The organism is Bordetella sp. 2513F2 (assembly GCF_054642735.1).
The window spans coordinates 72,466-95,745 of sequence record NZ_CM137755.1 but is presented as its reverse complement, the minus strand read 5'-3'; the positions used below and the strand labels follow the sequence as shown (position 1 = coordinate 95,745).

19 protein-coding genes are annotated in these 23,280 nt (G+C 70.0%); 5 read left to right on the top strand and 14 right to left on the bottom strand.

Annotation, left to right across the window (positions count from 1 at the left end; genetic code table 11):
* The first annotated feature begins 8 nt into the window (after nucleotides 1-8).
* The 3 genes from ACYBYQ_RS00440 to ACYBYQ_RS00430 all read left to right on the top strand — a co-directional run bounded on the left by ACYBYQ_RS00440 (nucleotide 9) and on the right by ACYBYQ_RS00430 (nucleotide 3,577).
* Nucleotides 9-632 carry a hypothetical protein gene (locus ACYBYQ_RS00440; RefSeq protein ID WP_459616405.1) on the top strand — a complete coding sequence of 208 codons (624 nt, stop codon included), beginning with the start codon at nucleotides 9-11 and terminating at the stop codon, nucleotides 630-632.
* Nucleotides 633-954: 322 nt separating this feature from the next.
* Complete coding sequence (gene leuA, locus ACYBYQ_RS00435; RefSeq protein ID WP_459616404.1) at nucleotides 955-2,667, top strand: 2-isopropylmalate synthase; 1,713 nt, start codon at nucleotides 955-957, stop codon at nucleotides 2,665-2,667.
* A gap of 157 nt (nucleotides 2,668-2,824) precedes the next feature.
* Nucleotides 2,825-3,577, top strand: a complete 753-nt coding sequence (locus tag ACYBYQ_RS00430; protein ID WP_459616403.1) for an SDR family oxidoreductase — start codon at nucleotides 2,825-2,827, stop codon at nucleotides 3,575-3,577.
* Between the two features lie 61 nt (nucleotides 3,578-3,638).
* Here the strand turns inward: ACYBYQ_RS00430 and ACYBYQ_RS00425 are convergent, their stop codons facing one another.
* The 5 genes from ACYBYQ_RS00425 to ACYBYQ_RS00405 all read right to left on the bottom strand — a co-directional run bounded on the left by ACYBYQ_RS00425 (nucleotide 3,639) and on the right by ACYBYQ_RS00405 (nucleotide 9,924).
* Nucleotides 3,639-4,418, bottom strand: a complete 780-nt coding sequence (locus tag ACYBYQ_RS00425; RefSeq protein WP_459616402.1) for an SDR family oxidoreductase — start codon at nucleotides 4,416-4,418, stop codon at nucleotides 3,639-3,641.
* Nucleotides 4,419-4,455: 37 nt separating this feature from the next.
* The gene (locus tag ACYBYQ_RS00420; RefSeq protein WP_459616401.1) at nucleotides 4,456-5,316 is read right to left on the bottom strand and encodes an ABC transporter permease; all 861 of its coding nucleotides are present in this window, start codon (nucleotides 5,314-5,316) and stop codon (nucleotides 4,456-4,458) included.
* Nucleotides 5,316-6,086: an ABC transporter ATP-binding protein gene (locus tag ACYBYQ_RS00415; protein ID WP_459616400.1), complete on the bottom strand. Its 771-nt coding sequence runs from the start codon at nucleotides 6,084-6,086 to the stop codon at nucleotides 5,316-5,318. Before ACYBYQ_RS00415 ends, ACYBYQ_RS00420 begins: the two co-directional genes overlap by 1 nt.
* A complete protein-coding gene (locus ACYBYQ_RS00410; RefSeq protein WP_459616399.1) occupies nucleotides 6,083-7,147 on the bottom strand; it encodes an ABC transporter substrate-binding protein in 1,065 nt (354 codons plus the stop codon). The genes ACYBYQ_RS00415 and ACYBYQ_RS00410 overlap by 4 nt, the downstream gene beginning before the upstream one ends.
* An 89-nt stretch (nucleotides 7,148-7,236) precedes the next feature.
* On the bottom strand, nucleotides 7,237-9,924 hold the full coding sequence (locus ACYBYQ_RS00405; RefSeq protein ID WP_459616398.1) for a DNA topoisomerase III: 2,688 nt from the start codon (nucleotides 9,922-9,924) through the stop codon (nucleotides 7,237-7,239).
* A gap of 65 nt (nucleotides 9,925-9,989) precedes the next feature.
* On the opposite strand from ACYBYQ_RS00405, the gene ACYBYQ_RS00400 reads away from it, so the two are divergent.
* Entirely contained in the window at nucleotides 9,990-12,566 is a 2,577-nt protein-coding gene (locus ACYBYQ_RS00400) for a GDYXXLXY domain-containing protein (protein WP_459616397.1), read from the top strand.
* Between the two features lie 35 nt (nucleotides 12,567-12,601).
* On the opposite strand, the gene ACYBYQ_RS00395 is transcribed toward ACYBYQ_RS00400, so the two are convergent.
* The 9 genes from ACYBYQ_RS00395 to ACYBYQ_RS00355 all read right to left on the bottom strand — a co-directional run bounded on the left by ACYBYQ_RS00395 (nucleotide 12,602) and on the right by ACYBYQ_RS00355 (nucleotide 21,950).
* The gene (locus ACYBYQ_RS00395; RefSeq protein ID WP_459616396.1) at nucleotides 12,602-13,465 is read right to left on the bottom strand and encodes an isocitrate lyase/PEP mutase family protein; all 864 of its coding nucleotides are present in this window, start codon (nucleotides 13,463-13,465) and stop codon (nucleotides 12,602-12,604) included.
* A gap of 5 nt (nucleotides 13,466-13,470) precedes the next feature.
* On the bottom strand, nucleotides 13,471-14,031 hold the full coding sequence (locus tag ACYBYQ_RS00390) for a LeuD/DmdB family oxidoreductase small subunit (RefSeq protein ID WP_459616395.1): 561 nt from the start codon (nucleotides 14,029-14,031) through the stop codon (nucleotides 13,471-13,473).
* Nucleotides 14,028-15,311: a 3-isopropylmalate dehydratase large subunit gene (locus ACYBYQ_RS00385; RefSeq protein WP_459618670.1), complete on the bottom strand. Its 1,284-nt coding sequence runs from the start codon at nucleotides 15,309-15,311 to the stop codon at nucleotides 14,028-14,030. The genes ACYBYQ_RS00390 and ACYBYQ_RS00385 overlap by 4 nt, the downstream gene beginning before the upstream one ends.
* 1 nt (nucleotide 15,312) lies before the next feature.
* On the bottom strand, nucleotides 15,313-16,116 hold the full coding sequence (locus ACYBYQ_RS00380) for a GntR family transcriptional regulator (RefSeq protein WP_459616394.1): 804 nt from the start codon (nucleotides 16,114-16,116) through the stop codon (nucleotides 15,313-15,315).
* A gap of 17 nt (nucleotides 16,117-16,133) precedes the next feature.
* Nucleotides 16,134-17,096, bottom strand: a complete 963-nt coding sequence (locus ACYBYQ_RS00375; protein WP_459616393.1) for a Bug family tripartite tricarboxylate transporter substrate binding protein — start codon at nucleotides 17,094-17,096, stop codon at nucleotides 16,134-16,136.
* Between the two features lie 37 nt (nucleotides 17,097-17,133).
* A complete protein-coding gene (gluQRS, locus tag ACYBYQ_RS00370; protein WP_459616392.1) occupies nucleotides 17,134-18,051 on the bottom strand; it encodes a tRNA glutamyl-Q(34) synthetase GluQRS in 918 nt (305 codons plus the stop codon).
* Between the two features lie 57 nt (nucleotides 18,052-18,108).
* Nucleotides 18,109-18,567, bottom strand: a complete 459-nt coding sequence (locus tag ACYBYQ_RS00365) for a Smg family protein (RefSeq protein ID WP_459616391.1) — start codon at nucleotides 18,565-18,567, stop codon at nucleotides 18,109-18,111.
* A 204-nt stretch (nucleotides 18,568-18,771) separates the two neighbouring features.
* Nucleotides 18,772-20,793 (bottom strand): TRAP transporter permease, encoded by a 2,022-nt coding sequence (locus tag ACYBYQ_RS00360; protein ID WP_459618669.1) that lies wholly within the window; start codon nucleotides 20,791-20,793, stop codon nucleotides 18,772-18,774.
* Between the two features lie 194 nt (nucleotides 20,794-20,987).
* Nucleotides 20,988-21,950, bottom strand: a complete 963-nt coding sequence (locus tag ACYBYQ_RS00355) for a TAXI family TRAP transporter solute-binding subunit (protein ID WP_459616390.1) — start codon at nucleotides 21,948-21,950, stop codon at nucleotides 20,988-20,990.
* A gap of 184 nt (nucleotides 21,951-22,134) precedes the next feature.
* Between ACYBYQ_RS00355 and ACYBYQ_RS00350 the strand changes: the two genes are divergently transcribed.
* Entirely contained in the window at nucleotides 22,135-23,256 is a 1,122-nt protein-coding gene (locus tag ACYBYQ_RS00350) for a DSD1 family PLP-dependent enzyme (protein WP_459616389.1), read from the top strand.
* Nucleotides 23,257-23,280: the final 24 nt, after the last annotated feature.

The following is a 23,280-nucleotide window of genomic DNA, read 5'->3' as shown; positions in this document are numbered from 1 at the left end:
TATTTTGCATGATGACGCCGACTTCGCCTGACCGCATCCGCCGCGACACCCGCCTGGTGGGCCAGACCCTCTACAAACTGGCGCTCGGGCGCATCGTCGTCACGGCGCTGGCCGTGGCGGTGGCAGTGCTGGTCTGGCTGCTGGTGGCATCGTGGCTGCTGGACTTCGGGCGCGGCTTGCGCTTCGACGGCCTGCAGGCCCTGGGACAGCAATCGGTGGAGTTCCTGGCGCGCATCAATCCTTATGTATGGTGGGGCATCGTCGCCATCTGGAGCCTCATCGTTTTCTTTCTGGTGCGCGGGGGCGTGCGGGCCATCATCGCCGGCGGCCGCGCCACCGCCGTCCCGGCCGGCGCGCTCTCCGGCCTGGCCACGCAACTGTCGGACGAAGCCCGCAGCGTGCTGCGCTGGGTCTGGGGCGATCGCGCCGAGCCTTTCACCCTTGGCGACCTGCAACGCGCACATGCCGAACTGCGTCACGACCGGATCGGCAAGATCGCCATGGTACAGGAGCAATCCGCCATCCTGGACGCCCCCGCGCAGGAAATCCCCGCGCCGTCCCCCAGCCCCGCGGCCGACGCCGAGAGCCGGCCGGCGCGCCACGTCGAACCGCACATCGGCGCCGCCCCCTGAAGGCCGGTTGATTTGCGCGGCTGCCGAAAATATGTTTGACTAGCGGTCATGGCCGAATTCCGCACTTCCCATGCAGCCGCCCTGGCTGCAGCCCGCACCGGACGCAGCAGCGCCCGCGCGGTCGGCCTGCGCGCCCGCATTGCGCTATCGCTACACCTACCGATCGGTTGCCGGGCCTAGCGCCCAGTGGTAGCTCGGCAGCCGTACGCTCGCCACACGCGTTTTCCCCGCTCTTCCATTGCCCGAATCCCGCCATCGACGCGGGCCGCAGAGCCAGGCTCGCCGGGCAGGGATATCGTCTGAACCGATCGAGGTGTACCGAATGATGCTCGCCAACCCCGCCACCAAATACGTGCCGTTCCAACCGTTCGCCCGCGACTTCGCCGAGCGCACCTGGCCCAGCAAGCGCATCACGCGCCCGCCGATCTGGATGAGCACCGACCTGCGCGACGGCAACCAGTCGCTGATCGAACCCATGAGCGTGGAACGCAAGCTGCGATTCTTCGCGCAGCTGGTGAAGATCGGCTTCAAGGAAATCGAGGTGGGCTTCCCGTCCGCCTCGCAGACCGACTTCGATTTTGTGCGCAAGCTCATCGACGAGCAGCGCATTCCCGACGACGTCACCATCATCGTGCTCACCCAGGCGCGTGAAGACCTGATCGCGCGCACCGTCGAGGCGGCAGCAGGGGCGAAGCAGGCCATGGTGCACCTGTACAACGCCTGCGCGCCGGCCTTCCGCAAGATCGTCTTCAACATGAGCAAGGACGAAGTGCGCGAACTGGCGGTCACGGGCACCAGGCTCATCATGAAGCACATGGCGCAGCATCCCGAAACGCAATGGCGCTACGAGTACTCGCCCGAGGTGTTCTCCACCACCGAACCGGAAGTGGCGCTGGACGTGGCCAACGCCGTGGCCGAGGCCTGGGACGCCACGCCCGAGCGCAAGCTGGTGCTGAACCTGCCGGCCACGGTCGAGGCCACCACGCCCAACCTCTACGCCGACCAGATCGAATGGATGTGCAGGAACCTGGCCCGCCGCGACAGCATCATCGTCAGCCTGCACCCGCACAATGACCGCGGCACCGCCGTGGCGGCCGCCGAATTCGGCGTGATGGCCGGCGCCGACCGCATCGAGGGCTGCCTGTTCGGCAGCGGCGAACGCACCGGCAACGTGGATCTGGTCACGCTGGCGCTCAACCTGTACACGCAGGGGGTGCATCCCGGCCTGGACTTCTCCGACATCGACGAAGTGCGCCGCTGTGCCGAGTATTGCAACCAGCTGCCGGTGCATCCGCGCCATCCCTACGCGGGCGACCTGGTGTTCACCGCGTTCTCCGGCTCGCACCAGGACGCCATCAAGAAGGGCTTCGCCCGCCAGCAGCCCGACGCCGTGTGGGAAGTGCCCTACCTGCCCATCGACCCGGCCGACCTGGGCCGCAGCTACGACGCCGTGATCCGCGTCAACAGCCAGTCCGGCAAGGGCGGGGTCTCGTACCTGCTCGAGCAGGAGCACGGCCTGGTCCTGCCCCGCCGCCTGCAGATCGAGTTCAGCCGCGCCATCCAGCGCGTCACCGACGAAACCGGCCGCGAGGTGACGGCCGAGGACGTCTACAGCATCTTCGACGCCGAGTACCTGCAGCAGCAGGCGCCCTGGAAACTGGTGCGCCACCGCATCGACGGCGACCCCTCGGCCGGCGAAGGCAAGCACTTCACCATCACGGCCGAGCTCGACTACAACGGCGAACGCCGCACCATCACCGGCAGCGGCGACGGCGCGATCTCGGCCTTCGTGGCGGCGCTGGACATCCCCCCCGTGCGCGTCATGGACTACCACGAGCACGCCATCGGCACCGGCACCGACACGCGCGCGGCCAGCTACGTCGAACTGCGCGTGGGCGATTCTCCCAGCGGCTTCGGCGTGGGCATCGACCGCGACATCGTCACGGCGTCGTTCAAGGCCGTGCTGAGCGCGGTGAACCGCCATATCAACGCCGGCGCCAGCGTACCCGCCGACCAGGACCCGGTCGCGGCCTGAGGCCGCGGCCACCCGCACCCTTCCCGCAAGCCGGACGGCATCGCCGTCCGGCTTTTTTCATGCATGCCGCAGGACGGCCCGTCTTGTGCGCGGCGCGGTTTGCCCGCAAAATTGGTCAGGCCAATATACCAATTCCACGACAAGGGAAGGAGACACCATGCGCCTGCAAGGCAAGACTGCCCTCATCACTGCCGCCGGCCAGGGCATAGGCCGCGCCACCGCCCTGGCCTATGCCCGCGAGGGGGCCCGCGTCCTGGCCACCGACATCGACGCCGGCCTGCTGGACACGCTGGCCACCGCCCAGCCCGGCATACGCACGTACCCGCTCGACGTGACCGACGGCCGGGCGGTGGCGCAGCTGGCGCGCGAGACGGGCGCCGTGGACGTGCTGTTCAACTGCGCCGGGTACGTCCATGCCGGCAGCATCCTGGAGTGCGACGAGGCGGCCTGGACGCGCTCCCTGGACCTGAACGTCACGGCCATGTACCGCATGATCCGCGCCTTCCTGCCCGCCATGCTGGAAAAGGGCGGCGGCTCCATCATCAACATGGCCTCGGTGGCGTCCAGCCTGAAGGGCGTGCCCAATCGCTGCGCCTATGGCGCCAGCAAGGCCGCGGTCATCGGGCTCACCAAGTCGGTGGCGGCCGACTACGTCACGCGCGGCGTGCGCTGCAACGCCATCTGCCCGGGCACGGTGGAATCGCCCTCGCTGCGCCAGCGCATCGCAGCCCAGGCGCAGGCCGAAGGCCGCAGCGAGCAGGACGTGTACGCGGCCTTCGTGGCGCGCCAGCCCCTGGGGCGCCTGGGCCGGCCCGACGAGCTCGCCGCGCTGGCGGTATACCTGGGGTCGGACGAGTCGGCCTACACCACCGGCGTGGCCCATGTGATCGACGGGGGTTGGCTCAACTAGTCCTGCCCCGCAAGTCGCGCAACGATGCCAGCGATGGACCCGGGCGCCGGGGGCGCTGCGTTCAGAACTGGATCGAGAGCCCGCCGTCGACGACCAGCACGTGGCCGTTCACGTACGAGGCGGCCGGCGAGGCCAGGAAGACGGCGGCGCCGGCGATCTCCTCGGGCCGCCCCCAGCGGCCCATGGGATTGCGCGCGGCCACGGCCGGGCCGAAACGGGGATCGGCCACCATGTCGGCGTTCGTTTCGGTGGCGAAGGTGCCGGGCGCGATGGCGTTGCTGGTGATGCCCAGCGGGCCGAACTCCGCCGCCAGCGCACGCATCATGCCGGTGAGGCCCTGCTTGGCGGCCGGGTAGACGGCGTCGCCCGCGCGTGCCAGCTCGCCCACCACCGAGGTGATGGCGATCAGCCGCCCCTGGCGCCTGGGCACCATGCGTTCGGCCGCCAGCTTGGACAGCAGCATGCCGGCCACCAGGTCGGTGTCGACGAGCGCGCGCACCTCGGCGGCCGTCATGGCCTGGAGGGTCTTGCGGTTGCGCGCGCCCACGTTGTTGACGAGGATGTCCAGCCGGCCCAAATCGGCGTCGATGCGGGCAAAGGCCTGGGCGGCGGCTGCGTCGTCGGCCACGTCGAACGGGAGGGCGGAAACGGCCAGGCCTTCGGCGCGCAGCGCGTCGGCCGCGGCCTGCACGCTGGCCGGGTCCCGCCCGTTGAGCAGCACGTGGGCGCCGCTGCCGGCCATGGCGCGGGCGATGGCCAGGCCCAGGCCGCGGGCGGAGCCGGTGACCAGGGCTACCTGGCCGGCCAGCGAGAATTGCGAGAGATAGGCGTGGGCGGTCATGGAGGGTGCGGGACGATGGCGGGCCAGGCAGGCGGCGTCACTCGCGGAACTCGGGCGCCCAGTGCAGCAGCCGGCGTTCCAGCGCGGTGACGGCATACACCAGCACGATGCCCACCAGCGAAAGCAGGGCCACGGCGGCGAACATGTCGGTGGCGTTGAGCGTGGCCAATGCCGTGATCATAAGGTAACCCATGCCGGTGGTGGACCCCACGAACTCGGCCAGGACCACGCCGATCAGGGCGAAGCTGATGGCGTTGGGCAGGGCGGCGAAGGTCCAGGCGGCGGCGGTGGGTATGCGCACCCGCCAGAGGATCTGGCGCGGCGAGGCGCCCAGCGTGCGGCAGAAGTCGATCAGCTCGCGCTCGACGCTGCGCCCGCCCTTGTAGGTGTTGAAAAATACCAGGAAGAACACCACGAACCAGGCGGTGGCCACCTTGGAGGCCATGCCCAGGCCGAAGAACATGGTGATCAGCGGCACGAAGGCGATGCGCGGCATGGAGTTGAACGCCACGATGTAGGGGTTGAACACCTCCGAGAGCATGCGGCTGCGGGCCAGCGCGAGCCCTACCGCGAAGCCCGAACCCGCGCCCACCAGCAGCCCCAGCAGCGTGGCCTGCAGCGTGAGCCACAGGTGCGGCCATACCGAGCCGGGACCGGGCTGCACCCACTCCCACAACCGCACCGCCACGCGCGACGGCTGGCTGATGAAGAAGGGATCGAACAGGGTGTTCTGCACGAACCAGGGCACCCGGGTGAGGCCCTCCCAGGCGCCGAGCACCACCGCCAGTATCAGCAGCTGCCAGCCCGTGACGCGCAGCCGGTGGCGCACGCCCGCCCGGCGGTCTTCCGCCAGCTGGGCCTGCAGCGCCGCCAGCGCGGGAGCATCCTGCTGCGCCATCAGGCCACCACGCGGAACTGCTCGCCCAGCACCGCCCACAGGCGGCGGGCATGGGTCTCGAACTGCGGCGTCTCGCGCAGCGTGAAGACGTCGCGCGGCTGCGGGATGGCGATGCGCTCGTCGTGCAGCACCCGGCTGGGCGAACCCGACAGCACCACGACGCGGTCCGACAGCGTGATGGCCTCGTCCAGGTCGTGCGTGACCATCAGCACCGTCTGCCCCAGCTTGCGCCAGATCTCCAGCAGCTCGCGGTGCAGGTGGGTCTTGGTGTGGGTGTCGAGCGCGCCGAACGGCTCGTCCAGCAGCAGGATGCGCGGCTCCACCGCCAGGCTCATGAGCAGCGCCACGCGGCGCCGCATGCCGCCCGAGAGCTGGTGCGGATAAGCGTCCGCGAAACCCTCCAGGTGGCCCATCTCGAGCAGCTGCGCCACGCGGGCGGCAATGCGGGCCGCCGGCACGCCCTGGAACTGCAGGCCCAGGGCCACGTTCTTGCGCACCGTGAACCAGGGCAGCAGGGTGTCCTTCTGGAAGATGTAGCCCAGCGCCGGAGGCACCCGGCCGTCGACCGGCTGGCCGGCCACGCGCACCGCGCCGGAGGTGGGCGGGAGAAATCCGGCGACCATGTTGAGCAGCGTGCTCTTGCCGCAGCCCGACGGCCCCACGATGGACACGAACTCGCCTTCGGCCACGCGCAGGTCGATCCGGCCCACGGCGTGCGTGATGCCGTTGCGCCCGCGATACGCCTTGCCGACGCCGTCGAGTTCGATCATGCCATGCCCCGGGCCTTGCGCACGAAGCGCATGTCGACGCACTGCGCGTACGCGGCGCCGCGCAGGGCCTCGTTGCTGAACTGGCGCCCGTCGCCCATGATGGCGGTAAGGCGGCCGTAGGCTTCTTCGGTGATGATGTTGTCGCGCAGGAACACCGTCTGCTGGTAGGTGGCGATCGTCTTTTCGATGGCGGCGCGGCCGAAGGCGTGGAGATAGTCGTCGTAGATGAGATCGGTGATCTCGGCCGCGCCCAGGGTGTTGAGATCGTCCTGCGCCCGGACCAAGGCGCCGACGAAGGCCTGGACCACCTCCGGCCGCTGGTCTATGGTCTGGCGCAGCGTGAGCGCGGCGATGCCGGGCACGTCGCCCCCCATGAACGACTGCCAAGCGTCGTCGGCCGTGGCGTCGAAGAGCGGCATGCCCCAGCCTTCGGCCTGGGCCTGTTCCATCATGGACATGCTGGCCATGCTGGCCGCCACCGAACCGGTCTTGAGCGCGCCCAGCATGGTGGACAGGTCGCCCAGCGGCCGGATGTCCACGCGATCGGCCACGCCGGCCTTCTGCATGAGGTACACGGCCATCAACCACGTGGAGGACTGCGGCTGGGTGGCGCCCATGCGCTTGCCCGCGAGATCCGACAGGCTGCGGATCGCGCCGCTTTCGTAATCGGCACGGCGCACGATGACATTGGCGTAGGTGAGCTTGCGGTCGAAGCCGAAGATCAGCGCGGCGGGCTTGCCGGCCAGCGTGATGGCCGGCGCCGACGTGGCGGCGGTCGCGCCGAACAGGATCTGCCCGGCGGCCAGCAGCTGGTTGGTGCGCGGGCCGCTCTGCGAATTCAGGTACTCCACCTCCAGCCCGTTGTCGCCGAAATACCCGCGCTTGAGCGCGACGTAGCCGGCGGCGAAGAAGGGATCGATGCTGCCCTGGCCATAGGGAGCGCGGCCCAGCCCGCGGGACAGCGCCGCGCGCGGCGCCAGCAGCGTGGACGCGGCCAGGCCGGCCGATGCCGCGAGGAAGCGCCGGCGCGCCGGGGCGCCGGGGTGGGAGGTGTGGATCATGTCGTCCTCATCGTTGCAGTATCGCTGCCTGCCAAGATACCGCACAAACCGCCGGGCGGCGTGCCGGGCAATGGCAGCCCGGCACGAGGCTACATGGCAGCCTTCTTCGCGGGGCGCTTGGCCGCCGTCTTGGTTGCCGTCTTGGTGGCTTTCTTGGCAGCCGTCTTGCCTGCCGCCTTCTTCGCGGCGGTCTTGCCTGCGGTCTCGGATACGGCGGCCTTGGTGGCCGTCTTGGTGGCCGTTTTTGTGGCTTTCTTGGCAGCCGTCTTGCCGGCCGTCTTCGCCGCGGCCTTGGACGGCGCGGCCCCCGCGCGGCCCGGCTTCTCGGGACGCGGCTCGAATTCGAAGCCGACCTTGCCATCGGGCTGGCGCACGAGGTAGGCCTTGAACTTGCGGTTGGTACGGCTGGACACGAAGCCGTCGAGCAGGTCGGTACGCCCCTCGGACAGCAGCTTCTCCATCTGCGCGCGCGAGATCTCCTGCTGCAGGATGACCTTGCCGGAGCGGAAGTCGCAGGTCTTGTCGGGGCCGACCGATTTCTCGCACACGTAGCTCATGCCGTGCTCGAACACCCGCGCCCCGCACTTGGGGCACGGCCCGACGGGCGTGTGGCCGGAGAAGTCGACGGGCTCGTTGTCGTCCTCGTCGCTCTGGCCGAAGTCGAACTCCAGCTTGTACTCGTCGCTGATGCGCAGGATGGCGGCGAACGGCCGGCCCATCTTGCTGATGAAACCCTGCAGGGGCCCGATCTCGCGCTTGGCCAACAGCTCCTCGACCTCGTTGAGCTCGAAGGTGCGGCCGCCGGGATGCTTGCCGATCGAGAAGTCGCAGGCCGTGCAGGCGTAGCGGCGGTAGTTCTCCTTGACCACGCCGCCGCACTTGGGGCATGGGGTCTTGAGCGTGGCGTAGTCGCCCGGCACGGTGTCGCGCTCGTACTCCTTGGCGCGCTTGACGATGACCTGGGTCATCTGGGCGATCTCGCGCATGAAGGCCGCGCGGTCCAGGCCGCCCTGCTCGATCTGCTTGAGCTTGTGCTCCCACTCGCCGGTCAGTTCGGGCGAAGTGAGCTCGGACACGTCCAGCCCGGAGAGCAGCGTCATGAGCTGGCGCGCCTTGGCAGTGGGAACGAGATCGCGGCCCTCGCGGCGCAGGTAGCTTTCGTTGAGCAGGCCTTCGATGATGGCGGCGCGCGTGGCCGGCGTGCCCAGGCCGCGCTCGGACATGGCTTCGCGCAGCTCCTCGTCGTCGACCAGCTTGCCGGCGCCTTCCATGGCCGACAGCAGCGTGGCTTCGTTGTAGCGCGCCGGCGGCTTGGTGGTCAGGCCCACGGCGTCGATGTCCTCGGTGCGCACGGTTTCCCCGTCGCCCACCGGCACCAGGTTGGCGTCCTCGCCCTGGGCTTCCTTGCCGTAGATGGCCAGCCAGCCCGGCGACACCAGCACCTTGCCTTCGGTCTTGAAGCGGTGCCCCTGCACCTCGGTGAGGCGGGTGGTGAGGCGGAACTCGGCGGCCGGGAAGAACACGGCCAGGAAACGCTTCAGGACCAGGTCATACAGCTTGGCCTCGGCCTCGCTGAGGTCGCGCGGGATCTGCAGCGTGGGAATGATGGCGAAGTGGTCGGACACCTTCTTGTTGTCGAAGATGCGACGGTTGGGCTTGACCCAGTCGCGCTGCACGATGGTGCCCGCGTGGCGCGACAGCCCGCCCACTGCGTTGGATTCGCCGCGCGCCAGCGCCTCCATGGTCTGGCGCACCGTACCGACGTAGTCTTCAGGCAGGTAGCGGGAGTCGGTACGCGGATACGTGAGCGCCTTGTGCCGCTCGTAGAGCGTCTGGGCGAGCGCCAGCGTGGTCTTGGCCGAGAAGCCGAAGCGGCCGTTGGCCTCGCGCTGCAGCGAGGTGAGGTCGTAGAGGGCAGGCGCCATCTGCGTGGACGGCCTGGACTCCTCGGTCACGCTGCCGGACTGCCCGCGGCAGGCGGCCACCACGCTCTGCGCGGCGGCCTGCGACCACAGGCGCGACTCGCGCTTCTCGGGATCGCGCTCGTCGCGCTTGAACTCGGGATCGATCCAGCGCCCCTGGTACAGGCCCGCAGCCGCCACGAAGGTGGCGTGCACTTCCCAGTAGTCGCGCGGCACGAACTGGCGGATGCGGTCCTCGCGCTCCATCACGATGGCCAGCGTGGGCGTCTGCACGCGGCCCACGGGCGTCTTGAAGAAGCCGCCATCCTTGCTGTTGAAGGCCGTCATGGCGCGCGTGCCGTTGATGCCCACCAGCCAGTCGGCCTCGGCGCGCGAACGCGCGGCGGCCTCGAGCGGCTTGAGCTGCACGTCGTCGCGCAGGTTCTGGAAGGCCTCGCGGATCGCCGGTTGCGTCATCGACTGCAGCCAGAGGCGCTGGATGGGCTTGTTCACGCCGGCGTACTGCACGATGTAGCGGAAGATGAGTTCGCCCTCGCGCCCCGCGTCGCAGGCATTGATGAGCGAGCCGACATCCTTGCGCTTGGCCAGGCGCACGAGCAGCTTGAGCCGCTCGGCCGAGCGCTTGTCGGTGGGGCCGAGTTCGAACGCCGGAGGGATCACCGGCAGGTGGGCGAAGCTCCACTTGCCCTTCACGGGATCGTTGGGCGCGACCAGGGTGAGCAGGTGGCCGATGCTGGAAGCCAGGACGTAACGTTCGCTTTCAAAATAGTCGCCCTCACGCGTAAAACCTCCCAGGGCGCGTGATATATCCAGGGCTACCGAGGGCTTCTCGGCGATGATCAGCGTTTTGTTCATGAGTATCCGATTAGGCGGAAGACCCGCCTTGACTAGCGCGGATGATAAGAGGGGAAATTCGCAGCATGCAAGTCGGCACTTACGCAGCAGCGGGACGGGAAGCGCGCACTTGGCATGATTTCCTCGCGCAAAAGACGCTGTGGCTGGGGGTATTGCTGACGGGCAGCGGCGTGATCTGCGCCGTGGCGGCCAACTGGTCCGCCCTCGACAAATTCCAGCGGTTCGCCCTGGCCCAGGGCCTGCTGGCTGCCATCGTGCTGGCGGCCGCGTGGGCGACGCTGCGGCTGCGCGCCGGCGCAGATACCCGCCGCCACGTCGCGGGCGCCATGCTCGCCCTGGCGGGCGTGGTCCTGGGCGCCCTGCTGGCGCTGCTGGGCCAGACCTACCAGACCGGCGCGGACGCCTGGGAACTGTACGCCTGGTGGGCGCTGCTGCTGCTGCCCTGGGCCATGGCCGCCGCCAGCCAGCCGGTATGGCTGCTGTGGGTGCTGGTCGTGAACCTGGCCGCCGCCCTGTGGCTGGGGGAGCGCACGCTGCCCGGCTGGCTGATGTTCGCGAGCCTCGGCGCGGCCGACCTCCTGATCGCCGCGTTGAACCTCGCCCTGCTGGCCGCCTGGGAATTCGCCGTGCATCGCTGGCAGGTCGGCACGCGGGTCGGTCCGCGGGTGCTGGCAGGGCTGGCCGTGGGCGTGCTGGTGAGCTCGCTGACGTTGCGGGAATGGGCACTGCAGGGGCTTGGCGCCCGCACCGGCGTGGCCTGGCTGGCCGTCACGCTGGGCCTGGGCTATTTCTATCAGCGCGTGCGGCGCGACCTGGTGATCCTGGCCATGCTGGCCGCCGGCGTGATCTGCGTGTCGCTGCGCCTGGCGGGCGAATGGCTGATCGCCCTGGAGCCGGGCATCTGGACCGCGCTGCCGCTGGCGGGACTGCTCATGGCGCAGGCCGCCTGGGCCGCGCGCTGGCTGCGCCGGCTGGCCGCCGAACCCCGGCCCGGCGCAATGGCCGACCCCGAACCCGCGGGCCCGTCGGCCGGCGTCACCGTCGAACCGGAGCCTGGCGCCCCGCAAGCCGGCATGCCGCCCGCGGCGTCCGATGGCCGGGCGCCCTGGTACGTGCACGGACTGCTGGGGCTCAGCGCCTGGCTGGCCACGCTGCTCCTGCTGCTGTTCCTGGCAATATCGGGCATCGTGGTGAACCAGCAGGAGGCGCTGGTCACGGGCCTGGTGCTGTGTGCGGCAGGCGTGGCGGTGCTGCGCGGCCAGACCGGGCCGTTCTGGCGCCAATGCGCAACCGCCATGGGCTTTGCAGGGCAACTGCTGATCGTGTTCGGCATCTACGATGCTGCCTCGATGGCGGGGGCCTGCCTCTTCGTGCTGCTGATCGCCATCGTGGTCTATGCCTGGTGCGCCGACACCCTGCTGCGCTTCCTGAGCGGATTGCTCATGGCGCTGGGCGGGACGGGCCTGGTATGGTGGGCCCTGGCGCCCTCGCTGGCCGCCGACCAGGGCATGCTCGAGCTGATGCTGCGCAACGACGTCCTGCGGGCAGCGTTCGTCTGGACGCCCGTGGCGGTGGTGACGGCCTGGAGCGCCGCCATCTCGTTCTACCTGGCGCATCGTCCGGTGGCCGGACGCCGGCTCCCGCTGGAGCCGCTGGGCTGGGCACTGGCGTTGGCGGTGCAGGCCATGGCCTGGCTGGCCTCGGGCGTGCCGCTGCCGCAATGGCCGGCGCTGTGGGCGCTGCATCCGCCGGCTGCCGCGAGCAACGCGGCCGCGGCCCTGCTGCCGGCCGTCGCGGCCCTGGCGGTGCTGCGGCGCCAGCCCGCCATGCCCGCTGCCGCCCTGCAGGTCGGCGTGCCGCTGGCCCTGCTGGCACTGGCCCTGCTCTGGCTGCCCAGCCCCGGCATCGCCTTCGCGCTGACCTGGATGCTGCTGGGCTTCGGGCTGGGCCTGTCCCGCCTGCGCGCCTTCGGCGTCCTCAGCCTGCTGGCCTATCTGGGCTTCTATTACTACCAGCTCGACGTGCCGCTGCTGCAGAAGGCCCTGTGGCTGGGGGCGGCCGGTCTGCTGCTGCTGTTCCTGCGCGTCCTGCTGCGGCGCTCGCCCCGCAGGGCCCCGGCGGCCGGCCAGGCGCCCGCGCCCCAGCCGCCCGGGCCGGCGGCACACCGGCGCGTCGCCATCGCACTGGCGGGCCTGTGCGCAGCCCTGGCGGCCGCCAACGCCAGTATCTGGCAGCATGAGCGCCTGCTCGAGTCCGGCCGCGTGGTCATCCTGGAACTGGCGCCCTCCGATCCGCGCTCGCTCATGCAGGGCGACTACATGGCGCTGCGCTTCACTGCGGGCCGCGATCTCGCGCAGTACCGCGACGCGCCCGTCGACGGCTATCTGGTGCTGGCGCCCGACGCCCGCGGCGTGGCCCGCACGGTACGCGTGCAGGACGCGCCGCAGCCGCATGCGCCGGGCGAGATCCCGCTGCGCTACCGCGCCCGCCAGGACGGCGTGCGCATCGTCACCGACGCCTATTTCTTCCCCGAGGGACGGGCTGCCCACTATGCGCAGGCCCGCTACGGCGAATTGCGCGTGGATGCAGACGGCACGGGGCTGCTCGTGCGCATGCTGGGGCCCGACCTCCAGCCCCTGTAGCGGCGCGCGGCGTCCGATGGCGCGCAGGCGGCGGCTTAGTCGTAGCGTGCCGCGCGCTCCAGCAGCTCCGGCGTGCCGATGACGCGGTTCAGGCCGTCGAAATCGAGCATGCGCTCGCGCCAGGGTGCGGTGGTGCCATGGGCCCGCAGCGCGCCGTAATAGCCCTGCAGGGCATGCGCCACGGCGCGCGCGGCCCCGCCCGGGAAGATCACGATGCGAAAGCCGCGCTGCCACAGTTCGCCGGCGCTTTCCACCGGGGTCTGGCCGCCTTCCACCATATTGGCCAGCAGGGGCACGCGCGCCGCGAAACGGCCGCACGCGGCGTCCATCTGCCCGCCGCTGCGCAGCGCCTCGATGAACAGCGCATCCACACCGCACTCCAGGTAGCGCTCGGCGCGCTCCAGCGCCGCGTCCAGGCCTTCCACGGCCACCGCGTCGGTACGGGCGAGTATCAGGGTCTGCCGGCTCTGGCGGGCGTCCACCGCAGCCTTCAGCTTGCCGCACATTTCGTCGGCCGGGACCAGGCGCTTGCCGGCCAGGTGGCCGCAGCGCTTGGGAAAGGCCTGGTCCTCGAGCTGGATCATGGATGCCCCGGCGCGCTCGAAGCCGCGCACCGTGCGCTGCACATTCAGCGCGTTGCCGAAGCCGGTATCGCCATCGACGATGACCGCGGCGCGCACGCGCTCGGTGATGCAGGCCAGCGTCTCGGCCACTTCCGTATACGTGGTCAGGCCCACGTCGGAACGCCCCAGCCGGCTGTAGGCGATCGAGGCCCCCGACAGGTAGAGCGTATCGAAGCCGGCCTGCTCGGCGATCAAGGCGGAGAGGGCGTCGTACACGCCGGCGGCGAGCACGGTCTGGCCCTGGGCAAGGCGATGGGCAAGCGTGGAATCGGACATGATGCTCACAAGGGATGACGCGCCAGCGTGCCGTCGGCCAGGCGCTGCCGCAGCAGCGGCAGCAGCCCGCCCGCGCCCACCATGTCGCGCAGGAAATCGGGTATCGGTTCGCACGCCAGCGTGCGTCCGTCGGACAGCAGCAGGCGCCCGGCGTCGAGGTCGATGCGGATGGCATCGCCCTCCTGCAGCGCGTCGGCCTCGGGGCAGGTGACCAGCAGCAGGCCCAGATTGAAGGCATTGCGGAAGAAGAGGCCGCTGTAGCTGCGCGCCACCACGGCATGGACGCCCAGCGCCACCAGGGCCGCCGCGGCCTGCTCGCGCGAGGATCCGATGCCGAAGCCGCTGCCGCCCACGAGCACGTCGCCGGGTTTCACGCCGGCAGCAAAATCGGGGCGGACGCGCTCCAGGCAGTGCCGCGCGATCTCGTCGATGCCGAACTTCATGTAGGCGCCGGGCGCGAGCTGGTCGGTGTCGACGTCGTCGCCCACGCGCCACACGCGATGCGGTCCGGACGCGCCGCCCGGGGATCCGGCCCCGCCATGGGGATACGACGCAGGATGTTTCATGCCAGCACCTCCCTGGGGTCGAGCAGCCGGCCGGCCAGCGCGGAAGCCGCAGTGGTGTAGGGCGAGGCCAGGTAGACCTGGGCCGTGGCCGACCCCATCCGCCCCTTGAAATTGCGCGCGGTGGTGGACACCACGTTGGCTCCCTCCGGGATCGCGCCGCCATAGCCGGAACAGGCGCCGCACGACGTAGGCAGCACCTCCGCGCCGGCCTCTTCCAGGACCTGCATGATGCCTTCTTCGCGGGCCCGGGCCTGGTCGCGCTGGCTGGCGGGCGCCACCATCAGCTTCACGCCGGCAGCCACGCGGCGGCCGCGCAGCACCCGCGCGGCTGCGCGCAGGTCTTCGAGCTTGGCGCCGGTGCAGGCGCCGATGTAGGCGGCCTGCACCGGCGTGGCCGGGTAGTCGGCGATCGGCGCGGCATTGGCGGGGCTGTGCGGCGCAGCCACCTGCGGCGCCAGCGTAGCGGCGTCGAAGACGTGCCGCTCCAGCGCCGCGCCCGGATCGGTATGCCAGCGCGACCAGTCGGCATCGGCGGCCTGCGCCACGCCGGCCTCCCGCAGGTAGGCCCGCGTGGTCTCGTCGGGCGCGACCAGCCCCACCTGCGAGCCCAGTTCGGCCGACATGTTCGACAGCGTCATGCGCTCCTGCATGGAGAGCGCGCGCACGGCTTCGCCGCAGAACTCGATGGCCTGGTAGCGGCCGCCGCTCATCCCGAAGCGGCCGATCATGTGCAGGGCCATGTCCTTGGCCGTGACGCCGTCGGCCAGCCGGCCCTGCCAGTCCATGGCAATGGTCTCGGGAACCCGCACCCAGATCTCCCCGGTGGCCACCACGCCCAGCATCTCGGTGCTGCCCACGCCGAACATGTATGCACCGAAGGCGCCGCCCGTGGGCGAATGCGAATCGCCGCCGACGCAGAACATGCCGGGACGCAGGTGGCCGTGCTCGGGCACGACCACGTGGCAGATGCCCACCGAGTCGTAGACGTGCGGAAGGCGCTGGTCGCGGGCCCAGTCGCGCGCGATGCGCACGATGTTGCGCGATTCGTCGTCGGCCGCCGGCACGTAGTGGTCCATGACCAGGACGATGCGCGAGCGGTCCCAGATGCCGGTGCCGAGCGACTCCAGCATGGGCTTGAGCCGGCGCGGCCCGCTGGAATCATGGAACATGGCGAGGTCGACCTTGCAGGTGACGATCTCGCCGATGCGGACTTCGCTGCGTCCGCTGGCGGCCGCCAGCAGCTTCTGGGCCAGGGTCTGGGGCAGGGGTGCGGCAGGCATTTCAGCTGGCATGGCGGCCTCCATCGGCATCGCGGGCAGGCATGGCGGCCGGCACCCAGGTGGGTTCGCCCTGGGTATCGTGGGCCTGCACGTCCATGCGGTATTCATATCGGTCGGGCCGGTACAGCGCATGCAGCGATTCCACCGGCGTGCCGTCGGCGTCGCGCACCAGCCGGTGCAGCCGCAGCAGCGCCGACCCCACGGGCACGTCCAGCGCCTGCGCCGCGGCGGGATCGGCCAGCGTGGCCGAAAGCGCCTGCTCGGCGCGCGCCACCTGCACGCCCAGGCCGCGCATAATGGCCAGCAGCGGCCGCGCGGCCAGGTCCTCGGCCGTGATGCGCCGGCCTATCGCATCGGGCACGTGGGTGGTCAGCAGCGAGAACGGCACGCCGTCATAGCTGCGCACGCGCAGCGCCCGGTGCACGGGCGCCCCCACTGCCAGTTCCAGCCGGGCCGCCACCGCCGCCGAGGCCGGCTCGACCTCGAGCGACAGCAGACGCACCTGCGTCTGCATGCCCATCATGGCCAGGTGCGTCATCAGCGCGTCGATGTCGGCGCCCTGCTGCGGCGCCGACATGCCGGGCGGCTCCGCGGGATAGGTGCCGCGCCCCTGCTGCCGCCGTATCCAGCCTTCGGCCTCCAGCGCCTCGAGCGAGCGCCGCACCGTCAGCCGCGATACGCCGTATTCGGCGGCCAGCGCGTTCTCCCCCGGCATGGGCTGGTCGGGCGGATAGCCGCCGGCCGCCAGCCGTTCCTTCAGCAGCAGGTAGACGCGGTGATACAGCGGCAGGGGGTTCTCGGACAACGCGCTCTCCAGGCTTGTCAGTTCACGGTGGCACCCGTATGCCGGATCACGTCGGCGTAGCGGGCGATATCCTCGCGCACGAAGCTGTCGAGCTCCTCGGGGCTGCTGCTGACCGGCGTGGCCGCGTCGGTCTCCATCAGCTTGCGGAAGGCCTCGGTGGCCACGGCCTTGCGGGCGGCGGCATTGAGCTCCGCCAGCTTCGCGGGCGCCATGCCGGCGGGGCCGAACAGGGCGAACCATGCGGTGGACTCGAATCCCTTGATGGTATCGCCGATCGGCGGCACGTCCGGGAACGGCGCCAGGCGCCCCGTGCTGGTCACGCCCATGATGCGCACCGCGCCGGCCTTGACCTGGGGCAGCGCGGTCACCACGCTGGCGAACATCATGTCGACCTGGCCGCCGAGCAGGTCGCTCATGGCGGGGGCGGTGCCCTTGTACGGCACGTTGAGGATGTCCATGCCGGACAGCATCTTCATGCTCTCGCCCGCCATGTGCAGCGACGAACCCAGCGCGCCTATGCCTATCGTGTACTTGCCGGGATGCGCCTTCACCTCGGCCACCAGCTGCGCCATGTCTGCGGCCGGGAAATCCTTGCGCACGACCAGCACGCTGGGCACCTTGGCCAGCATGCTGATGGGCGTGAAGTCCTGCATCGGATCGAACGGCAGGCTGGGATACAGCGACGCATTGATGGAAAAACTGGTGAACGACACCAGCAGCGTGTCGTCGTCCTTCTGCTTGGCCACGTAGTCGGCGGCGATGTTGCCGCCCGCGCCGGGCCGGTTCTCGACCAGCACGGTGCGCTTGAGCGTATCGCTCATGGACTGGCCGATGGCGCGCGCAACGATGTCGGTGGTTCCCCCGGGCGGCGCGCCCACCACCAGCTTGACGGGCTTGCCCTGGGCCTGGACCGCGAACGGCAGGAGCGTGGTGAAGGCGAACGCGAACGCGCCGGCGGCGCGACGCAACAAGGTCGGCATGAGCATCTCCTCTGCTTGTATTGATATCAATACAAGTTTAGACGTCTTCCGCCCGCCCGGCAAGCTGCGCCGCTGCGCCGAAACGGGCGTGCCACGCGAGCGCAGCCTGCTCCAGGAAGGTGGCGGGCGTCCCGGCGCCCAGGGGGCCGAAACCGAGGTCGCGCCAGGCCTGCTGCAGGCAGCGCAACGGGTGCGCCGTGTCGAGCGCCGGGGCGCCGTTCTGCTTGGACAGCTTCAGACCCGATTCCGGGTCCACCACCAGCGGCACGTGCATTACGCGCGGCAGCGGCAGCCCCAGCAGGCGCCCCAGCACGCGCTGGCGCGCGGTGGAGCCCAGGAGATCGGCCCCGCGCACCACGTCGGTGACGCCCTGCGCGGCATCGTCGACCACGACGGCGAGCTGGTAGGCCCACAGGCCGTCCGCCCGGCGCAGCGCGAAATCGCCCACGGCCTGGGCCACGTCCTGCTGCTGGGGGCCCAGCCAGCGATCCTGGAAGGTCTCGGTGCCCGGCGGCACGCGCAGCCGCCAGGCGCGCGCCTGGCGGCCCGCAGGCAGCCCCGCCCGGCAGGTGCCGGGATACGGGCGCTCGCCATCGGCCCCCGGCGCGGAACGTGCCGAATCGGCGATTTCCCGGCGCGTGCAGCCGCAGGGGTAGACCAGCCCGCGGGCGGCCAGCGCATCGAAGGCCGCCTGGTAGGCGTCGCCGCGCCGGGACTGCCACATGACCTCGCCGTCCCAGTGCAGCGACAAGGCCCGCAGCTGCGCCATGATCGTCTCGGCCGCGCCGGCCACGGTGCGCGGCGTGTCCACGTCCTCGATGCGCAGCAGCCAGCGGCCGCCATGGGCTCGGGCGTCCAGGTAGCTGGCCAGCGCGGCCACCAGCGAGCCCGCATGCAGCGGCCCGCTGGGACTGGGCGCGAAGCGCCCGACGTATGGGATGGGGGAAGCAGGCATTGCGGTAGCAGGCCTGCGCCGGCTGCCGCGCCCCGGCCCGCAAGGAACGGGGACGGATCAGTGCAGGCGGCGCACGCCCTCGTCGTCGAGCAGCTCTTCGAGCACCAGGTTGTCGATCTCGGCTTCCTGGCTCCACAGGACCATCAGGGCGATGATCTTGATGCGCGACAGCGACACCGGGGTTTCGGGCGACGCCAGGGCCCGGTCGATGACGATCTCGCGCAACGGCGCGGGTAGTACGCCCGCCGATTCCAGGAAGGCGATGAAGCCGATGGATTCGGTGCCCAGTTGCTGATATTCGGAATCGGTGTAGATGCGGACCCCGGTGCTCGGGGCCTGGGCCAGTTCGACGCAGCGTTCGGTGGTTTCGGCCAGCCCGTAGAGCCAGCCCAGCGCGTCGTCGATGTCTTCATGCTCGAAACCGGCGGCGGCGAGCCGCTTGGCCAGCACATCGGCCGCGGGACACGCCTGTGGCGTGTAGTAGTTCTCGAACAGATAAACCAGGATATCGAACATATGGCGCGTTAAAGTGCCCGCTTGCACAGTCGGCCCGCATATCGGCAAACCAGCAAGCGTAAATTTACTTTACGCCGTTTTGTCACCCGGGGCAACTTGCTGCCCCGGAGCCTGCCGCGGCTACCGTATGCGGCATGGGCTGCCCGCCGGGCAAGCCCATGGACTTTCGTAGGCGGCGCGCAACAGTGCGCGCCGCCAGCCGCTTCAAGCCGGCTTGGGCGCCTGGCCCGCGCGGTTCATGAACTGGTGCACGAACACCGGCGAGGCCACCAGCAGGCCGATGAGGCCGCTGGTGAGGCCGGGCATGATGGTGAGCAGCGCGCCGATGGTGCACAGCCAACGCTCCCAGGACTTCATCTCGACCAGCATGTAACGCGAGAAGGCAGCGGAGAGCAGAGTGAGGCCCACCATGCAGCCCACGAAGGTGGTGGCGAACGCGTACCAGGTGAATCCTTCCACCGAGATCAGCAGCGAGGGCGAGAAGACGAACACGAAGGGCACGATGAGCTTGGTGATGCCCAGGCGGAACGCCGTGTTGCCGGTCTTGAAGGGGTCGCTGCCCGCCATGCCCGCCGCCGCATACGCCGCCAGCGCAACCGGAGGCGTGATGTCGGCCAGGATGCCGAAGTAGAACACGAAGAAGTGCGCCGCGATCGGCTGCACGCCGAGCTGCACCAGCGTGGGCGCCGCCACCGCCACCATGATGATGTAGTTGGCGGTGGTGGGAATGCCGCAGCCCATCAGGATGCAGACCAGGCCCGTCATGACCAGCGCGGCAATCAGCGTGAGGCTCTGGGTCGAGGCGACGAAATCGGGCACGAAGGGGGCCACGCCGCCGGCCATGGCCTGGGCCGCCGAGATGACGATGTACGAGACCTTGAAGCCCACGCCGGTGAGCGTGACCACGCCGATGATGAGTCCCACCGTGCCGGCCGCCGCGCCCACCGCCAGCGCGTACTTGGCGCCGGTCTCGAAGGCTTCGTAGAGGTCGCGCAGGCGCAGGCGCTGCACCGGGTTCAGCAGGCCGACCAGGATGCAGCCCGTGATGCCGGCGAAGGCGGCCAGGTAGGGCGTGCGTCCGCTGGCCAGCACGCCGATCAGCAGGATCAGCGGCAGCAGCGTGGGCCAGCGCTTCTTGAAGGATTCGCCCAGGCGCGGCATTTCCTCTTCGGTGAGCCCTCGCAGGCCTTCGCGCTTGGCTTCGAAGTGCACCTGCATGAACATGCCGAAGAAGTACAGGAAGGCGGGGACGATGCCGGCGATGGCGATCTGCTGGTAGGGGATGCCCAGGAACTCGATCATCAGGAAGGCGGCCGCGCCCATGATGGGCGGCGTGATCTGGCCGCCGGTGCTGGAGGCGGCTTCCACGCCAGCCGCGAAGTGGCGCGGATAGCCGATGCGCACCATGGCGGGAATGGTGAGCGAACCCACCGTGACGGCGTTGGCCACCGACGACCCGGACAGCATGCCGAACATGGCCGAGCCGAACACCGAGACCTTGGCCGGGCCGCCCGCATAGCGGCCGGCCACGGCGGAGGCGGTGTCGAGGAACAGCTGGCCCAGCCCTATGCGCGTGGCCAGCACGCCGAACAGCACGAAGTGGAACACGTAGGTGGCCACCACGCCCACCGCCACCCCGTAGATGCCCTGGCTGGTGAGGTACATGTGGTTGACGATCTGCGACCAGCTGTTGCCGGCATGCTGCAGCAGGCCCGGGAACAGCTGGCCGAAGGCCGCGTAGGCCATGAAGACCAGGGCGATGATGGGCAGCGGCCATCCCATGGCGCGGCGCGTGCCCTCGAGCAGGCCGACGATGAGGATGGTGCCCATTGCCACGTCCATGGGCATGGGATTGCCCACGCGGAACGCGAGGTCTTCGAAGATGTACGGGATGTACAGCACGCTGAAAGCCAGCGCGATGGCGATGATCCAGTCGTACAGGGGCACGCCGCCAGGGGCGTACCAGGTGGACTTCGGCTCGCGCTGGTAGTGCGCCTTGCTGAAGCCGAAGACCAGGAAGATCAGGCTGAGCACGAAGGCCAGGTGCACGCCGCGGTGCGTGGCTTCGCGCAGCAGGCCGAAACCGGCCGTGTAGTAATGGAAGATCGACAGCGCCACGAGCAGCACCGAGACGATGCCGGCGGCGATCTTGTCCAGCGGACGGAAGCGGATCTCGGAGTCGTATTTCTCCGCGAGCTGCTGGGTTTTTTCGAGGTCTATCTGCATGGCCGGGAATTCGGGAGGATCGGGCACGGACGGGCGGAATCGCCGCGGGCCGGCAAAAAAGCGCGAGTATACGGGGATACTCGCGCCTGCCTGTGTAATCGCCGGGGCTGCGGCGAAGCGGCGCCCGGGGCGATGGCCGGCGGTGCGGGCCCGGCGCCGCCGGCCATCGCCCCGCGGCGCCGGACGGGCCTGCCTTACTTCAGCAGACCGGCTTCCTTGTAGAACTTCTCGGCGCCCGGATGGAACGGGATGCCGGCACCGGTGACCGCGTTCTGGGCGGTGATCAGCTTGCCCTTGGCGTGGCCGCTGTCGAGCACCTTGCGGGTGGCGTCGCTGTACAGCTTCTTGGTCAGTCCGTAGATGACGTCTTCGGACATCTTGTCGGAGGTGACCAGCTGGGCCGCGACCGCGATGGTCTTGATCTCGCCGATGCCCTGGTAGGTGTTGGCGGCGATGGTGTCGGGCGTGAAGAACTGCTGCTGGCTGCGCAGCTTGTCGATCTCCGGTCCGACCAGGGGCACCAGCTCGATGCCGGTGCCGCTGGAGGCCAGCTCGGCGATGGCGCCCGCGGGTGCGCCGCCCACGAAGAAGAACGCGTCGAGGCCGCCGTCCTTGAGCTTGTCGCCCGCCTGGTTGGGCTTGAGGTACTCGGCCTTGATGTCCTTGTCGGACATGCCGTAGGCCGACAGGATGAGGCGCACGTCGACCAGGGTGCCGGAGCCCGGCTCGTCCATGGAAACGCGCTTGCCCTTCAGGTCTGCCACCGACTTGATGCCGGAACCCTTGCGTGCCACCAGGTGGATGCTTTCGGGATACAGCGTGGCGATCAGGCGCAGGCCCTCGGCCTTGGGCTTGCCCTCGAAGGTGCCGGTGCCGCTATAGGCCCAGTAGGCCACGTCGGACTGCGTGAAGCCGGCCTCGAGCGAACCGCCGAGGATGCCGTTGATGTTGGCCACCGAGCCGTTGGACGCCACGGCCGTGGCGATCAGCTTGCCCGGTTCGGAGACGGCGTTGGCGATGACGCCGCCGACGGGATAATAGGTGCCGGCCGTGCCGCCGGTGCCGATGCGGAAGAACTGCTGGGCCTGGGCCGAGGTGGCGGCGCCGGCGACGGCCGCTGCGAGGGCCAGGGTCTTGATCCACTTTTTGAGGGACATGAAGCTTCTCCGGGTAAAAGAGAGGGCTGGTTGTTGTGCTTTTTTGCAGGTTCGGAATTTTGTCACGCGACGCCGTCCTGCGCTACCGTTTACCCGCCTATGGTTTACCTGGGGGTAAACCCGAATTTTTGTTATGACCCGTGCAGACCAGGTTATGGGCCGGCTGCCGTGCACTGGAGTTTCGATGCGGATTCCCGATTTTCCCCTGGCACGGCCGGGCGATGCGCTGGCCCGGGTGGACACGCCCGCGCTGGCACTGGACCTGGACGTGTTCGAGCGCAATCTGCGCGTCATGCAGGACTGGGCCGATCGCCATGGCGTGGCATTGCGGCCGCATGCCAAGGCGCACAAATGCCCTGAGATCGCGCTGCGCCAGCTGGCATCGGGCGCGGCGGGCATATGCTGCCAGAAGGCGAGCGAAGCCGTCCCGTTCGTGGCCGCGGGCGTGCGCGACATCCACATCAGCAACCAGGTGGTGGGCCCGGCCAAGGTGGAACTCCTGGCCCGGCTGGCGGGCATGGCCGCCATGAGCGTGTGCGTGGACGATGCCGCCAACGTCGATGCGCTGTCCGCCGCCATGCAGCGCACCGGCGCAGCCCTCACTGTGCTGGTCGAGATTGATGTGGGCCAGGGACGCTGCGGCGTGGCCGGTGCGGACGCCGCGCTCGCGCTGGCCCGCCGCATCGCGGCGGCGCCCGCGCTGCGCTTCGGGGGCCTGCAGGCCTACCACGGCGCGGCGCAGCACCTGCGCAGCCGCGCCGAACGGGCAGCCGCCTGCGCACAGGCGGCCCGACGCGCCGCCTCGTGCGCCGCCCTGCTGGCCGCCAACGGCCTGCCCTGCGAGCGGATCACCGGCGGCGGCACGGGCACGGCCGAATTCGACGCGCCGGGCGGCGTCTACACCGAGCTGCAGCCGGGCTCCTATGCCTTCATGGACGGCGACTACGGCGCCAATGCCTGGGACGGCGCCCTGGCCTTCGGCCACAGCCTGTTCCTGCTGTCCGGGGTGATGAGCGCCGCCGCGCCCGGGCGCGCGGTGCTGGACGCCGGCCTGAAATCCACCACCGTGGAATGCGGCCTGCCCGCCGTGCACGGCCGCGCCGGCGTGCACTACGTGGCCGCCAACGACGAGCACGGCGTGCTGCGCATCGACGCCGGCGCGGCTGCCCCGGCGCCGGGCGAGATGCTGAAACTGGTTCCCTCGCACGTGGACCCGACCTTCAATCTGCACGACGAACTGGTCGTGTATCGGGACGACACCGTGGTGGACGTCTGGCCCATCGCCGCGCGCGGCCTGAGCCGGTGAGGGGCCGGCCCGCGCAGCCCGAGG

What these genes read in the sequence shown, in the direction of transcription:
- ACYBYQ_RS00415 (WP_459616400.1), bottom strand. Translation starts at nt 6,086, where the DNA reads ATGATCGAACTCGACGGCGTCGGCAAGGCGTATCGCGGGCGCAACGGC.
- ACYBYQ_RS00350 (WP_459616389.1), top strand. Translation starts at nt 22,135, where the DNA reads ATGCGGATTCCCGATTTTCCCCTGGCACGGCCGGGCGATGCGCTGGCC.
- ACYBYQ_RS00395 (WP_459616396.1), bottom strand. Translation starts at nt 13,465, where the DNA reads ATGTCCGATTCCACGCTTGCCCATCGCCTTGCCCAGGGCCAGACCGTG.
- ACYBYQ_RS00430 (WP_459616403.1), top strand. Translation starts at nt 2,825, where the DNA reads ATGCGCCTGCAAGGCAAGACTGCCCTCATCACTGCCGCCGGCCAGGGC.
- ACYBYQ_RS00355 (WP_459616390.1), bottom strand. Translation starts at nt 21,950, where the DNA reads ATGTCCCTCAAAAAGTGGATCAAGACCCTGGCCCTCGCAGCGGCCGTC.
- ACYBYQ_RS00385 (WP_459618670.1), bottom strand. Translation starts at nt 15,311, where the DNA reads ATGCCTGCCGCACCCCTGCCCCAGACCCTGGCCCAGAAGCTGCTGGCG.
- ACYBYQ_RS00405 (WP_459616398.1), bottom strand. Translation starts at nt 9,924, where the DNA reads ATGAACAAAACGCTGATCATCGCCGAGAAGCCCTCGGTAGCCCTGGAT.
- ACYBYQ_RS00400 (WP_459616397.1), top strand. Translation starts at nt 9,990, where the DNA reads ATGCAAGTCGGCACTTACGCAGCAGCGGGACGGGAAGCGCGCACTTGG.
- ACYBYQ_RS00420 (WP_459616401.1), bottom strand. Translation starts at nt 5,316, where the DNA reads ATGGCGCAGCAGGATGCTCCCGCGCTGGCGGCGCTGCAGGCCCAGCTG.
- ACYBYQ_RS00375 (WP_459616393.1), bottom strand. Translation starts at nt 17,096, where the DNA reads ATGCCGACCTTGTTGCGTCGCGCCGCCGGCGCGTTCGCGTTCGCCTTC.
- ACYBYQ_RS00390 (WP_459616395.1), bottom strand. Translation starts at nt 14,031, where the DNA reads ATGAAACATCCTGCGTCGTATCCCCATGGCGGGGCCGGATCCCCGGGC.
- ACYBYQ_RS00360 (WP_459618669.1), bottom strand. Translation starts at nt 20,793, where the DNA reads ATGCAGATAGACCTCGAAAAAACCCAGCAGCTCGCGGAGAAATACGAC.
- ACYBYQ_RS00365 (WP_459616391.1), bottom strand. Translation starts at nt 18,567, where the DNA reads ATGTTCGATATCCTGGTTTATCTGTTCGAGAACTACTACACGCCACAG.
- leuA (WP_459616404.1), top strand. Translation starts at nt 955, where the DNA reads ATGATGCTCGCCAACCCCGCCACCAAATACGTGCCGTTCCAACCGTTC.
- ACYBYQ_RS00410 (WP_459616399.1), bottom strand. Translation starts at nt 7,147, where the DNA reads ATGATCCACACCTCCCACCCCGGCGCCCCGGCGCGCCGGCGCTTCCTC.
- gluQRS (WP_459616392.1), bottom strand. Translation starts at nt 18,051, where the DNA reads ATGCCTGCTTCCCCCATCCCATACGTCGGGCGCTTCGCGCCCAGTCCC.
- ACYBYQ_RS00440 (WP_459616405.1), top strand. Translation starts at nt 9, where the DNA reads ATGATGACGCCGACTTCGCCTGACCGCATCCGCCGCGACACCCGCCTG.
- ACYBYQ_RS00425 (WP_459616402.1), bottom strand. Translation starts at nt 4,418, where the DNA reads ATGACCGCCCACGCCTATCTCTCGCAATTCTCGCTGGCCGGCCAGGTA.